This is a genomic window from Burkholderia sp. AU32262 (assembly GCF_020419985.1).
GTDB lineage: Bacteria > Pseudomonadota > Gammaproteobacteria > Burkholderiales > Burkholderiaceae > Burkholderia > Burkholderia semiarida.
The window spans coordinates 1-13,882 of the sequence record NZ_JAIZRS010000029.1 but is presented as its reverse complement, the minus strand read 5'-3'; the positions used below and the strand labels follow the sequence as shown (position 1 = coordinate 13,882).

Below are 13,882 nucleotides of genomic sequence, written 5' to 3'. Positions count from 1 at the left end.
CGGCGAACCGAACATTTCAGGAGACAGACATGGCAAGGAAGATTACCTATTCGCAGGCGATCAACGAGGCGCTCGCGCAGGAAATGGCGCGCGACGACAGCGTGATCGTGATGGGCGAGGACAACGCGGGCGGCGCGGGCGCGCCCGGCGAGGACGACGCATGGGGCGGCGTGCTCGGCGTGACGAAGGGGCTGTTCCACAAGTTTCCGGGCCGCGTGCTCGATACGCCGCTGTCGGAGGGCGGCTACATCGGCGCGGCGGTCGGCGCTGCCGCGTGCGGGATGCGGCCCGTCGCGGAACTGATGTTCATCGATTTCATGGGCGTGTGTTTCGACCAGATCTTCAACCAGGCGGCGAAATTCCGCTACATGTTCGGCGGCAAGGCCGTGACGCCGGTCGTGATCCGCGCGATGTACGGCGCCGGCCTGCGCGCGGCCGCGCAGCACTCGCAGATGCTCACGTCGCTGTTCACGCACATCCCGGGGCTGAAGGTCGTGTGCCCGTCGACGCCGTACGACGCCAAGGGGCTCCTGATCCAGGCGATCCGCGACAACGATCCCGTGATCTTCCTCGAACACAAGCTGCTCTATACGCGTGAGGGCGACGTACCGGAGGAATCCTATGCGATTCCGTTCGGCGAGGCGAACGTGCTGCGCGACGGCGACGACGCGACGATCGTCACGTACGGCCGGATGGTGCATCTGGCGATGGACGCGGCCGCGACGCTCGCGAAGGACGGCATCCAGTGCGACGTGATCGACCTGCGCACGACGTCGCCGCTCGACGAGGAAACGATTCTCGAAAGCGCCGAGCGCACGGGGCGCGTGGTGGTGGTCGACGAAGCGAACCCGCGCTGCTCGATCGCGACCGACATCGCCGCGCTCGTCGCGCAGCGCGCGTTCCATTCGCTCAAGGCGCCGATCGAGCTCGTCACCGCGCCGCATACGCCCGCGCCGTTCGCCGGCGTGCTGGAAGACCTGTATATCCCGTCCGCCGATGCGATTGCGCGGGCGGTCCTGAAGACGAGGAGCTGACACGATGTCGATTCACATGATCACGATGCCCAAGTGGGGGCTGTCGATGGAGCAGGGGCAGGTCAATGGCTGGCTGAAGGCGATCGGCGAACGCGTGGCGAAGGGCGACGAGGTGCTCGACGTCGAGACCGACAAGATCTCGTCGGGCGTCGAATGCGCGTTCGACGGCACGCTGCGCCGGCAGATCGCGCAGGAGGGCGAGACGCTGCCCGTCGGCGCGCTGCTCGGCGTGGTCGCGGCCGCCGACACGAGCGACGCCGACATCGACGCGGCGATCGCCGACTTCCAGCGCGATTTCGTGCCGAGCGCGGCGTCCGACGAGGCGGCCGGCCCGCAGCCGGAGAAGGCGCGGATCGGCGGACGCACGATCCGCTTCCTGAAGCTCGGCGACGGTTCGGGCACGCCGGCCGTGCTGATCCACGGCTTCGGCGGCGACCTGAACAACTGGCTGTTCAACCATGCGGAACTCGCCGCGCACCGGCCGGTGTGGGCGCTCGATCTGCCCGGCCACGGCGAGTCGGAGAAGGCCGTCGAGACCGGCAGTCTCGACGAACTGGCCGACGCGGTGCTTGCGCTGCTCGATGCGCAGCACATCGAGCGTGCGCACCTGATCGGCCATTCGATGGGCGGCGCGGTGGCGATGACGTTGGCCGACAGCGCGCCGGCGCGCGTGGCGTCGCTCACGCTGATCGCGAGCGCGGGGCTCGGCGCCGACATCAACCGTGCATACATCGACGGCTTCGTCGCCGGCAACAGCCGCAACACGCTGAAGCCGCACCTCGGCGCGCTGTTCGCGGACGACGCGCTGGTCACGCGGCAGCTCGTCGAGGATCTCGTCAAGTACAAGCGGCTCGAAGGCGTGCAGGCCGCGCTGGAGAAGATCGCGGACGCCGCGTTCGACGGCGCCGCGCAGCGGCGCGTATTCCGCGACCGGCTCGCGTCGCTTGCGCCGCGCACGCTCGTGATCTGGGGCGAGCGCGACCAGGTGATTCCCGCGCGGCACGCGCAGGGCTTGCCGGACGGCGTGCGCGCCGAGGTGATCGCCGGCGGCGGGCACATGGTGCAGATGGAGGCGGCCGCCGACGTGAACCGCCTGATCGTCGCGTTCCTCGGAGACTGACGATGGCCGCCGCGCTCGAACGACCCAGCCTCACGGCGCTCGGCCAGCCCGGCGCGAGAAGTCGCGACAAGCTCGCGCGCATTCCGGTGCGCGTCGAGCCCGCGGCCGGCGCGGCGCTGCCGAAGCCGCCGTGGCTGCGCGCGCGGCCGATGATGAGCGCGGCGGTGGCCGACATGGCCGCCGTGCTGCGCGAGCATCGGCTGCATTCCGTCTGCGAGGAGGCGATGTGCCCGAACATCGGCGAATGCTTCGCGCAGCGCACCGCGACCTTCATGATCATGGGCGGGCTGTGTACGCGGCGTTGCCCGTTCTGCGACGTCGCGCACGGCCGGCCCGAGCCGCTCGATCCCGACGAGCCCGCGCGGCTGGCCGACGCGGCGGCGGCGCTCGGGTTGCGCTACGTCGTGATCACGTCGGTCGACCGCGACGATCTGCGCGACGGCGGCGCCGCGCATTTCGCCGCGTGCATCGCGGCGGTGCGCGCGAGCGTGCCGGGCATCGGCGTCGAGGTGCTGACGCCGGACTTCCGCGGCCGCACGGCACGGGCGCTCGATGCGCTGTCGTCGGCGTGGCCCGACGTGTTCAACCACAACATCGAGACGGTGCCGTCGCTGTACCGGGCGGCGCGGCCGGGCGCCGACTATCGCGGCTCGCTCGAACTGCTCGCGCAGGCGAAGGCCGCGCGGCCGACGCTCGTGACGAAATCGGGATTGATGCTCGGGCTCGGCGAGCACGACGACGAGGTGCGCGACACGCTGCGCGACCTGCGCGCGCACGAGGTCGACGTGCTGACGCTCGGCCAGTATCTGGCGCCGTCGGCGCACCATTTGCCGGTGCGGCGCCACGTGAGCCCGGACGCGTTCGCCGCGTGGCGCGACGAGGCGCTTGCGGTCGGTTTCAGGGAAGTGGTCGCCGGCCCGCTCGTGCGGTCCTCCTATCACGCAGCCGACGTGCTGGAGGGCGCGTAGCGCGCCGCGCTTCAGGCTGCGGCTGCGTGCGCGCGGCCAATGCGGCGCAGGTACAGCACGAGCCCCGCGCCCGCCAGCATCAGGCTGACCGTGTTCGCGAACCAGAAGCCGCGCGCGCCGGTCAGCCACGCGGGCGCGATCCCGCCGACGTCGAAGCCGAGCAGGTAGCCGCCGCTGAGTCCGACGCCCCACAGGGCGACCGCATAGATCACGGTCGGCACGACCGCCACCTTGTACGCGCGCAGCACGAACGCCGACGTGACCTGCAGCGCATCGAACACGTGGTAGCACGCGACGATCGCGACGAGCGGCATCGCGGCCGCGGCGACGGCCGGGTTCGGCGTGTAGCCGCCGATGATCAGCGGGCGCAGCGCGAACACGAGCACGCCGTAGGCAGCCGCCACGCCGCACGCGAACATCACGCTGTGCCGGCCGAGCAGCCGGGCTTCCTCGGCGTGCCCGGCGCCGAGCGCGCGCGCGACCAGCGTCGACGCCGCCACGCCGATCGACAGCGGCGTCATGTACAGCACCGCGCCGATGTTGCCGGCGATCTGGTGGCCGGCGAGCGTCGTCGTGCCGAACTGCGCGATGAACAGCGCCATGCACGTGTACGACGTGACCTCGATCAGATACGACAGGCCCATCGGCACGCCGAGCTTCAGGATTGCCTTCTGGCGCGCCCAGACGGGCCAGCAGAAGCGGGAGAAGATCGCGAGCGGCGCGAACACGTCGAGCTTCGCGAGCAGCGTGTAGCCGATCAGCGCGAGCGCCCAGTTGATCAGCGTGCTCGCGAGCCCGCAGCCGGGGCCGCCGAGCGCCGGCACGCCGAAGCCGCCGAAGATGAACCAGACGTTCAGCGGAAACTTGAGCAGCAGCGCGCCGATCTGCAGGATCATCGCGAGCCGGGGCTTGCCGGCCGCGTTGGTCAGCGCGTTGTAGATGCGGAATACGAGGCTCGCGGGCAGCCCGTACGACAGGATGCGCAGGTAGTCGACGGTGCGCTCGTGCAGCGCGGCGGGCGCATGCGCGATGCGCAACAGCGGCTCGGGAAAATGCAGCAGCAGGAAGCCGGGAATCGCGAGCAGCAGCGCGAGCCACAGCGCCTGGCGCACTTCCTCGCCGATTTCCGCATAGCGCCGCGCGCCGTACAGTTGCCCGGTGATCGGCTGCAGCGCGGACAGGATGCCGGTTAGACCGATATAGATCGATACGTAGATCGACGAGCCGAGCCCGAGCGCGGCGAGATCGACGGCCGAGTAGCGGCCGACCATCGCGGTGTCGATCACGCCGAACGCGATGATCGCGAGCTGGCCGACCAGCACCGGCCACGCGAGACCGACGATCCGGCGGATGTCGCCGAACATCGTCAATCGGCCGCCCGGCGGCGCGGCGGACGCCGCTTGACGGGCGTCTTCGGCCGTTCGATGCGCTCGTACAGGCGGAAGCGCTCGTCGCGGTCGGCGACGCGGCGGCCTTCCCAGACGAGACGCCACACGTATTGCGACATCGCGCTCGGCTCGCCGAAGTCGGCGCGGTCCTGGCGCAGGATCACGTCGCAGTCGCCGGAGAAATCGAAGTGCATGTCGCCGAAGTACGCGAAGGTCGCGATCTGCGCGTCGCCGAGCCGCACCGGCGAGATGCATTCGTAGTCGGACGGCAGGTGCACGGCGATCTGTTGCGCGACGTCGCGATAGGTCCGGCCGTAGTTGACGATCGGCAGCCACAGCGTCATCAGCAGCACCCACATCAGCGTCGTGCCCGCGCCCGACAGCACGACGCTGCGCCACAGCACCTTCGGCTGCCGCGACACGCGCCAGCGCACGATGAAGCACCAGCACACGGTGACGATCACCGCGCAGATGAACGACAGGATCTTGAAATGCGGCTCGTAGCCGGGCACGAGGCGCGCGAGGTTGCGCGCGAGCGGATGCGGGAAGCCGGTGAGCGATGCGAGCCACACCAGCCACACGAAGGTGCCGAGGATCGTGAAGCTCAGTACGGCAAACCAGTCGATCGCGTTGATCGCGCCGCGCTTGAGGGTCGGCAGCGCAAACGTCGCCAGCACCGCCAGCGGCGGCAGCAGCAGCATGTACATGCGGTTCGACTGCTGGCTTTGCAGGATCACGAGCGCGACGAGCGGCACGGCCACCGACAGCGGAATCGCGATGTGCGCGCGACGGCGCATGCCGGCCCAGCTCCACCACGCCCAGATCGCGAGCGGCCAGGCGGGCCACGTGAACAGCGGCAGGTTCTTCGCCGCATAGCCGAGCACGGCCGTCGGCGGGCCCGAAAAGCGCATCAGGCTGCCGTGGATCCACTGGTTGAAGAACCATGCGGCGTCGTCCGGCGCCGCGACGAAGGCGGCGATCGGCCACAGCGCGAAGATCGCGGCCGCGAGCGGCAGGCCGACCAGCGGCAGGCGCAGGTTGCGCATCTCGGGCGTGACGAGCCACAGCGCGGCCGTGCCCGCGAGCAGCGCGACGACCAGCACCGGGTTGCCGGACAGCGCGACGAGGCCCATCGCGAGGCCCCACCACAGTGCGCCTTGCAGCGGCTTGTCGATGCCGCGCACGATCCCGTACACGAGCATCGCGATCCACGCGAATTGCGCGAGTTGCGGCGTCGTTTCATGCCCGCGTTCCGCGAGGCCGAAGCAGGCGACGAGCACCAGCAGCGCGCCGTCCGCGAGCGTGCGGCCGTAGTCGCGCGGCTCGGGCTCGCCGCCGAATGCGTATTTGAACGGTTGAACCTCGGCGCGCCGGCCGAGCAGGTAGGCCGCGTACCAGACGAACGCGCACGCGGCGCAGAACAGCACGCCGGTATCGACGCGCGACGCGTTGCTTGCGTCGACCCACGGGCCGAGGCCGCGGATCGACAGTGCGCCGAGCCAGTAGCCGAGCGGCCCGTCGGTCGTGATGAATTTGCCGACCAGGTTCGGCAGCAGCCAGTCGTGCCAGCCGCCCTTGGCCATCGTCCACATCACGCCGAAGCCCGCCGCGTCCTCGTTTTTCCACGGGTCGCGGCCGAACAGGCCGAACGCCGCGTAGACGAGGCAGAGCGTGAGCAGCAGCCAGCGCGGCAGCGCACGCGTGGCGGAGGCGGTGAGACGGACGACTGGCTTCATGCAGATGAGCGATTTGTTATGGGCGGGCGGCCGGCGCGGCTGCGCGCGGTCGAGCCGGTTTCGAGCATCCGGCATTGTAGTCGCGCCCGCTGTTGTGCGTCAGGTCGTTGCCCGGGCGCCGGGCGGCGCCTTTCCGGGCGAGCAGAGACAAAAAAGGGCAGCCTGGGCTGCCCTTTCGTGCGGTACCGGTGCGTTGCAACCACCGGATGCGGTGCGAAGCTTACTTCGCGACCTTGCCGCTGGCGCGTGCGCCGAACTTGTTCTTGAACTTCTCGACACGGCCTGCCGTGTCCATGATCTTTTGCTGACCCGTGTAGAACGAGTGCGATTCCGACGACACTTCGATCTTGGCGAGCGGGTAGGTCTTGCCTTCGTGCTCGATGGTTTCACGCGTCTGGATCGTCGAGCGCGTGATGAACTTGAAGCCGTTCGACATGTCTTGGAAGACGACTTCGCGGTAGTCCGGGTGAATGCCAGGTTTCATGATTTTCCTTGGTGATAGCGGTAGCCAACCCGCCGCTTGGCCGGCCGTGCCGCCCCGATGGGAGCGTTTCGGCTGACGTCAAGCCCGGCGCGAGCCACTTGCCTAAGGTCGAAAAACGGCGATTATGCCAGAAAATCAGACGGTTGACGAATAATTTTCATGGTGCGTCGAGCGCGCCGGTGCCGGCCGGATCCTGCCGGTAGTAGCGCGCGAGCAGCCGGTACAGCTCCGGAAATTCGGACTCGAACGCTTTCGGCCGCACGAACAGCGCCTCGCTGCATACGGCGAAGAATTCCGACGGGTGGTCGGCCGCATAGGGATCGATCAGCGAGTCCCGCTCGAAGCGCGCCCACGCGCGCTCCGGCACCGCGTCGACGCGCGCGCAGAACTGGTCGTACGCATGTTCGAACACGTCGGCCCACGCCTGCGCGTCGAGGTGCGGCGCATGCCAGCGGCGAAAAAGGGGCGGATAGCCGTCGGCCGCGCCGTTGACCATGTCGATCTTGTGCGCGAACTCGTGGATCACCACGTTGTATGCATCCCGGCCGTCCGTCATCTGCGCGTCTTCCCACGACAGGATCACGGGGCCGCCTTCCCACGCCTCGCCGCTCGCATCCTGCTCGACTTCGTGAACGACGCCGTCCTCGTCCTGCACCGTCTTGCGGATCACGAATTCGCCCGGATACACGACGACGCCGACCCAGCCGTCGTACAGCGACAGGTCGAGATTCAGCACGGGCAGGCAGGCCTGCGCGGCGATCGCGACGATCATCGCGTCGGTCAGCTCGAGCCCGTGCGCGGTCGAAAACGATTTTTTCGCGACGAACAGGCTCGTCATCTCGCGCAGCCGGCCGAGCGCGTCGGGCGGAAGATTGGCCAGGAACGGCAGCCGCTCGACGGTTTCGCGCCATAGCGCGTCGGGAATCGGATGGCTGCGCAGCGCGCGGTCGCGGCGGCGGTCGTCGAACCAGCGGGTCAGTTTCGAAAGCATGGAGGCTGCGGACGAAAATCCAAAGCCTGTCTTTTAACTCAATCGATCTGTTTTTGCCATGCCGCGAAGAGGCCGCCGACGAGCGCCACGCCCGCGAGGAAGTAAAAGCCGTCGAGCGACGCGAGGAACGACGCCTGTTGCGCCACCATCCGCGCGATCGACGCGATCGCGAGGCCGTGCGCGTCGTTCAGCGCGTGGCCGGCGGCCGCATAGCCGCGCGTGAGTGCATCGGCGGTCTGCTGGAACAGCGGGTCGAACACGTTCGCGCGCTCGACGAGCCGTGTCTGGTGCACGGCCAGCCGGTGCTGCTCGACGATGATCACCGACGACGTCGCGAACGAGATCGTCAGTTGCCGCACGATGTTCTTGAGCCGGTAGCCGTGCGTGTATTCGTCGATCGCGAAGATGCGGAACGTGAGGTTCGCGACCGGCAGCACGATGAACAGCAGCAGCAACCCGCGCAGCAGCAGCGGGACGATCAGCGCCGCCTCGCCGACCTGCGGCGTCATCCGCGTCATCCACAGCGCGGCCGTGACCGCGATCGCGAACCCCGGCACGACGAACCACTTCTTGTGCGTGACGAATTTCGCGTAGCGCAGATAGGCGAACAGCGCGGTGGCCGAGATCAGCGACATCATGCCGACCAGGCGCCCGGCGTTCTCGACCGGATAGCCGAGCCCGCCCTCGAGAAACCGCGACGTCAGGTAACTGAAGCCCGTCGTCTCGTAGTAATAGAACATGTAGAGCAGCAGCCCGATCTGGAACGTCCGCTCGCGAAACGCGTGCAGCCGCACGAGCGGCGTCGGGTGATGCCACTGGTGATAGGCGAACCACGCGAGCGCGCCGAGCCCGGCAATCGTCAGCGCGATCAGCATCGGCGAGCCGCTGTAGAGCTGGTAATGCACTTGCTGCAGCACGATCTGCAGCGCCCCTTGCGCGAGCGCGAACAGGACGTACGGCCAGAAGTGGCCGGAACCGCGTTCGTCGTCCGGCGCGCGGCCCGAATCGGGCAGCGTGAGCAGCGCGAGGATCGCGAACGCGATGCCGGCTGGCGCCGTGCACGCGAACAGCGCGCGCCACGTCGAATGCGCGACCAGCAGCCCGCCGACGATCGGCGCGAGCGCGCTGCCGAGCAGGATCATGATCAGGAACGCGCGGGTCGCGGGCGGCCGCTCCTGCGGCTTGAAACTGATCTGGATCAGGATCCGGCACGCGCCCATCATCGGGCCGATGAAATAACCCTGGAAACCGCGCGCGAACGCGAGCGCCAGCGACGTGTCGGCCAGTGCCGACGCGACCGCCCCGAACGAGAACATCAGCATGCAGCCCGCGACGTAGCGGCGATGGCCGAGCCGGTCGACCCACCATTGCTGCTGCAGGATACCGAGCACGGCCGTGACCGCGTAGGCGCTCGACGACCACACGAGTTCGTCGGGCGATGCGTTGATGCCGCCCGCGATGTAGCTCGCGAAGAACGAGAAGACCGCGTTGTCGAAGTAGTCGATGCCCGTGACGAGCGCGAGCGCCCATGGGAACAAGTCCGCGCGCAGGTTCGCGCGGCTCCACAGCGGCGATCGGCCGGGCACCGCGTTCATTCGCGATCCTTGCGGGCGCGCCGCGCGCCGGCTTCCGCCCGCCGCTGCGCGATCAGCGCATCGGCGTTTTCGCCGGCGAGGCGCCGTTCGACGTAGTCGATGTCGTGCTGCAGTTCCTTGCGCAGCGCGACGGCTTCCTTCAGCTCGCGCTGGACGGCCGCGATCCGCCGGTCGAGCGTATCGATCTGCTCGGCGAGGCCGGCGCGGATGTCGCGCAGCGATGCATCCGAATAGCGGCGCCGGCCGTCGCCGGTTTCTTCCAGCGGGCGCTTCAGCATTTCGGTGATGCCGTGCAGCGAGAAGCCGAGCGCGCGCAGCCGCAGGATGCGCGCGAAGCGCTCGAGGTCGGTTTCGTCGTAGAGGCGGTAGCGGCCTTCGCTGCGCGACGGCGTGACGAGCCCGCGCTCCTCGTAATATTTGAGCGTGCGCGGCGTGACGCCGAGCCGCGACGCGGCGTCGCTGACGGTCAATAACGGGGCGGAGGCGTCGTTCGGCATCGGAGGTGGCGGATTTCGGCGGAAGGATGACGCGATTATAGGTCAACGTGTACGTTCACGTACAGGTTGGAATCGAAAAACGGCCGCCAGGCGGAATGCGCGGGCGGCCGTGTCGTGCGGCGAGGGCGATCAGCCGCCGCGGCGCATCAGGTCGAAGAACTCGGAGTTGCTCTTCGTCTGGCGGATCTTGTCGAGCAGGAATTCCATCGCCTCGACTTCGTCCATGTCGTGGATGAACTTGCGCAGCACCCAGATCTTCTGAAGGATCTCGGGCTTGATCAGCATTTCTTCGCGACGCGTGCCCGACTTGTTCAGGTTGATCGACGGATAGACGCGCTTTTCCGCGAGGCGGCGCTCGAGGTGCACTTCCATGTTGCCGGTGCCCTTGAACTCTTCGTAGATCACGTCGTCCATGCGGCTGCCGGTTTCGATCAGCGCGGTGCCGATGATCGTCAGCGAGCCGCCTTCCTCGATGTTGCGCGCCGCGCCGAAGAAGCGCTTCGGGCGCTGCAGCGCGTTCGCGTCGACACCGCCCGTCAGCACCTTGCCCGATGCCGGGATCACGGTGTTGTAAGCGCGTGCGAGACGCGTGATCGAGTCGAGCAGAATCACGACGTCGTGCTTCATTTCGACGAGGCGCTTGGCCTTCTCGATCACCATTTCGGCGACCTGCACGTGACGCGTGGCCGGCTCGTCGAACGTGGACGCGATGACTTCGCCGGCGACCGAGCGCTGCATTTCGGTCACTTCTTCGGGGCGCTCGTCGATCAGCAGCACGAACAGGACGACGTCCGGGTGGTTCTGCTTGATCGCGTGCGCGATGTGCTGGAGCATCACCGTCTTGCCCGACTTCGGCGACGCGACCAGCAGGCCGCGCTGGCCCTTGCCGATCGGCGCGATCATGTCGATGATGCGGCCCGTGACGTTTTCCTCGCCGCGCATCTCGCGCTCGAGCGCCAGCGGCTTGTTCGGGTGCAGCGGCGTGAGGTTCTCGAACATGATCTTGTGTTTCGAGGCCTCGGGCGGCTGCCCGTTGACTTTGTCGACCTTCACCAGCGCGAAGTAGCGTTCGCCGTCCTTCGGCGTGCGGACTTCACCTTCGATGGTGTCGCCGGTGTGCAGGTTGAAGCGGCGGATCTGCGACGGGCTGATATAGATGTCGTCGGTGCTCGCGAGGTACGACATTTCCGGCGAGCGCAGGAAGCCGAAGCCGTCCGGCAGCACTTCGAGCGTACCGTCGCCGAAGATCGTCTCTCCCGTCTTGGCGCGCTTTTTGAGAATGGCAAACATCAACTCCTGCTTGCGCAGGCGGTTCGCGTTTTCGATCTCCAGGCCATTGGCCATTTCGATCAGTTCGGACACGTGCAGAGACTTGAGCTCGGATAAATGCATACGGAGAACCCGCCAGGGAGGAGAAGCGACGAAAGAAAATAAGGGAGGAGGGCGAGCGGAAGCGCTCAGAGACTTAAATGCGTCTTGCCGACGTTTTTTAATTCTAGCATAGGCCGATTCGCGCTTGAGCGAGCGATCGGCGGCTTGGCGGCGGACGTGTTGCCGACTGACAACACGTCCGCGGATCTGCCGGTATTACAGGTGGCTGTCCAGGAACGCGGTGAGCTGCGACTTCGACAGCGCGCCGACCTTCTGCGCGGCAGCCGCGCCGTTCTTGAACAGGATCAGCGTCGGGATGCCGCGCACGCCGAACTTCGCGGGCGTGGCCTGGTTGTCGTCGACGTTGATCTTCGCGATCTGCAGCTTGTCGCCGTAGTCCTTCGCGACTTCGTCGAGGATCGGGGCGATCATCTTGCACGGGCCGCACCATTCGGCCCAGAAATCGACGAGTACGGGCTTGTCGGACTTGACGACGTCCTGTTCGAACGATGCGTCGCTGATGTGTTTGATCTGTTCGCTCATTGGGTCAATACCTCTTACGGTTCGGGGACTGCCTGCTTGCGCGTTGCGGCGAACCGGCCGCCGTAGGCTGCCGGCCGCCGCGGCAGGTCACTCCGCCTTTCCGGAAAGGAGGGGCGTAAGCGCTGCATCCGCGGCTCGCGGGTCGTTCGGGCGTCATATTAGCCTAAATTGCTATCTGCTGCGGGCGGCGATAGTAGCCGCTACGCGAGTAGGGGTACGACGCGACGTTCGACCGTCGTGCCATGCAGGTGGAGGCCGGTTCGCCAATTGCAAGGGGCGCGCCGCATGCAACGTATCCGAATGGACGACGGGCCGGTTTGCCCGGCGACATTCGCATTGATGCGAACAAACGGTCGCATTCGTCCGGAAGCGGTGATAGAATATGCCGTGACGGGCCTCCTCGCATGGTGGGGCGGTGAACCTGGTCAGGTCGGGAACGAAGCAGCCACAATCGTTTTCCGCCAGTGCCGAGGGTTGGGCTCGTCACCTTCCTTCTCGCCCCGTTCGCCGGGCGTTTTTTATTTCCGCGTCACACTCCGTTCGACCTGCGCGTTGCCCGTGTTCCGCACCGTTTCGCGTGTCGGCGCGACGCAGCGTTACTGATACAATTTCCCGATGACCTATCAAGTTCTCGCACGCAAGTGGCGTCCGAAGGATTTCGCTTCGCTCGTCGGCCAGGAGCACGTCGTCAGGGCGCTCACGCACGCGCTCGACGGCGGGCGTCTCCATCACGCCTATCTGTTTACCGGAACCCGCGGTGTCGGCAAGACGACGCTGTCGCGGATCTTCGCGAAGGCGCTCAACTGTGAAACCGGCGTCACGTCGCAGCCGTGCGGCGTGTGTCGCGCCTGTCGCGAGATCGACGAGGGCCGTTTCGTCGATTACGTCGAGATGGACGCGGCGAGCAACCGCGGCGTCGATGAAATGGCCGCGCTGCTTGAGCGCGCGGTGTATGCGCCCGTCGATGCGCGCTTCAAGGTCTACATGATCGACGAAGTGCACATGCTGACGAACCACGCGTTCAACGCGATGCTGAAGACGCTCGAAGAGCCGCCGCCGCACGTCAAGTTCATCCTCGCGACGACCGATCCGCAGAAAATCCCCGTCACCGTGCTGTCGCGCTGTCTGCAGTTCAACCTGAAGCAGATGCCGGCCGGACACATCGTGTCGCATCTCGAGCAGATCCTCGGCGAAGAGCGGATCACGTTCGAGCCGCAGGCGTTGCGCCTGCTCGCGCGCGCCGCGCAGGGCAGCATGCGCGATGCGCTGTCGCTGACCGACCAGGCGATCGCCTATTCGGCGAACGAGGTGACCGAGTCGGCGGTGTCGGGCATGCTCGGCGCGCTCGACCAGACCTACATGGTGCGCCTGCTCGACGCGCTCGCGGCCGGCAACGGCCCGGAAATCCTCGCGATCGCCGACGAGATGTCCCTGCGCAGCCTGTCGTTCTCGACCGCGCTGCAGGATCTCGCGAGCCTGCTGCACCGGATCGCATGGGCGCAGTTCGCGCCGGGCTCGGTGCTCGACGAGTGGCCGGAAGCGGCCGATCTGCGCCGTTTCGCGCAGACGCTGAGCCCCGAGCAAGTCCAATTGTTCTATCAGATCGCGACGGTCGGGCGCGCCGAGCTCGGCCTGGCGCCGGACGAATACGCCGGATTCACGATGACGCTGCTGCGGATGCTCGCGTTCGAGCCGGCCGTTGGCGCCGGCAGTGCGCCGGGTGGCCAGCCGTCCGTGCCGCCGCGTGCCGTGCCGGCCCCGCGCGCGGCCGCGGCACCGGCCGCCGCCGCGGTGAAGCCGGTATCGGCCGCGCCCGCCAGCGCAGCGCGTCCGCAAGGTGCGACGCCGGCCGCACCTGTCGTGCCGGTCGCACGTCCGATGCCGGCGCAGTCGGGCGACGAAGCCGGGCGGTCGGCCGCCAAGCCGGCTGCCGTCCCGTCGCCGGCGGAGGCGGCAGCGCCGGCACCGGTCGCGGCCGACGCACGCGCCATCGTGCCGCCGCAGCCGGAAACGAAGGCGGCGCCCACCGGCGACGTGCCGGCATCCGCCCGCAAGGAGCCCGAGCCGCCTGCCGTTGCCGCCGTGCAGCGAAACGACGAACCGGCGCCGCAGGCCGAACCGGCGCCGCGCGCCGCGTCGCCCGAGCCGGCCGCCG

At 67.8% G+C, this 13,882-nt stretch carries 12 protein-coding genes and 1 other RNA gene; 5 read left to right on the top strand and 8 right to left on the bottom strand.

Going from position 1 to position 13,882, the window contains the following annotated elements; all coding sequences use genetic code 11:
• Window positions 1-29: 29 nt before the first annotated feature.
• The 3 genes from LGN10_RS27590 to lipA are packed head-to-tail and all read left to right on the top strand — an operon-like array spanning window position 30 to window position 3,122.
• On the top strand, window positions 30-1,034 hold the full coding sequence (locus LGN10_RS27590) for an alpha-ketoacid dehydrogenase subunit beta (protein ID WP_060316453.1): 1,005 nt from the start codon (window positions 30-32) through the stop codon (window positions 1,032-1,034).
• Between the two features lie 4 nt (window positions 1,035-1,038).
• On the top strand, window positions 1,039-2,154 hold the full coding sequence (locus LGN10_RS27585) for an acetoin dehydrogenase dihydrolipoyllysine-residue acetyltransferase subunit (RefSeq protein WP_059585294.1): 1,116 nt from the start codon (window positions 1,039-1,041) through the stop codon (window positions 2,152-2,154).
• A 2-nt stretch (window positions 2,155-2,156) separates the two neighbouring features.
• Window positions 2,157-3,122, top strand: a complete 966-nt coding sequence (lipA, locus tag LGN10_RS27580) for a lipoyl synthase (protein ID WP_226225691.1) — start codon at window positions 2,157-2,159, stop codon at window positions 3,120-3,122.
• 11 nt (window positions 3,123-3,133) lie between these two features.
• Here lipA and LGN10_RS27575 read toward each other — a convergent pair whose 3' ends face one another.
• The 8 genes from LGN10_RS27575 to trxA all read right to left on the bottom strand — a co-directional run bounded on the left by LGN10_RS27575 (window position 3,134) and on the right by trxA (window position 11,727).
• Window positions 3,134-4,486, bottom strand: coding sequence for an MATE family efflux transporter (locus tag LGN10_RS27575; RefSeq protein ID WP_124861753.1), 1,353 nt, complete (start codon window positions 4,484-4,486; stop codon window positions 3,134-3,136).
• A gap of 2 nt (window positions 4,487-4,488) precedes the next feature.
• Window positions 4,489-6,321 (bottom strand): ArnT family glycosyltransferase, encoded by a 1,833-nt coding sequence (locus LGN10_RS27570; RefSeq protein ID WP_089464815.1) that lies wholly within the window; start codon window positions 6,319-6,321, stop codon window positions 4,489-4,491.
• 145 nt (window positions 6,322-6,466) lie between these two features.
• The gene (locus LGN10_RS27565) at window positions 6,467-6,730 is read right to left on the bottom strand and encodes a type B 50S ribosomal protein L31 (protein WP_040144297.1); all 264 of its coding nucleotides are present in this window, start codon (window positions 6,728-6,730) and stop codon (window positions 6,467-6,469) included.
• 157 nt (window positions 6,731-6,887) lie between these two features.
• Window positions 6,888-7,721 carry a zinc-dependent peptidase gene (locus LGN10_RS27560; RefSeq protein WP_059645698.1) on the bottom strand — a complete coding sequence of 278 codons (834 nt, stop codon included), beginning with the start codon at window positions 7,719-7,721 and terminating at the stop codon, window positions 6,888-6,890.
• A gap of 38 nt (window positions 7,722-7,759) precedes the next feature.
• A complete protein-coding gene (locus LGN10_RS27555; RefSeq protein WP_226225689.1) occupies window positions 7,760-9,316 on the bottom strand; it encodes an MFS transporter in 1,557 nt (518 codons plus the stop codon).
• A complete protein-coding gene (locus LGN10_RS27550) occupies window positions 9,313-9,813 on the bottom strand; it encodes a MerR family transcriptional regulator (RefSeq protein ID WP_059585300.1) in 501 nt (166 codons plus the stop codon). The genes LGN10_RS27555 and LGN10_RS27550 overlap by 4 nt, the downstream gene beginning before the upstream one ends.
• Before the next feature lie 129 nt (window positions 9,814-9,942).
• Window positions 9,943-11,205, bottom strand: a complete 1,263-nt coding sequence (rho, locus tag LGN10_RS27545) for a transcription termination factor Rho (protein ID WP_006753675.1) — start codon at window positions 11,203-11,205, stop codon at window positions 9,943-9,945.
• 195 nt (window positions 11,206-11,400) lie between these two features.
• Window positions 11,401-11,727, bottom strand: a complete 327-nt coding sequence (gene trxA, locus LGN10_RS27540; RefSeq protein WP_006402348.1) for a thioredoxin TrxA — start codon at window positions 11,725-11,727, stop codon at window positions 11,401-11,403.
• A gap of 389 nt (window positions 11,728-12,116) precedes the next feature.
• Between trxA and ffs the strand changes: the two genes are divergently transcribed.
• Together ffs and dnaX are read left to right on the top strand one after the other, a co-directional pair.
• An RNA gene (ffs, locus tag LGN10_RS27535) (signal recognition particle sRNA small type) lies at window positions 12,117-12,215 on the top strand.
• A 127-nt stretch (window positions 12,216-12,342) separates the two neighbouring features.
• The coding region (gene dnaX, locus LGN10_RS27530) for a DNA polymerase III subunit gamma/tau (RefSeq protein ID WP_226225688.1) at window positions 12,343-13,882 on the top strand (1,540 nt) is incomplete at its 3' end.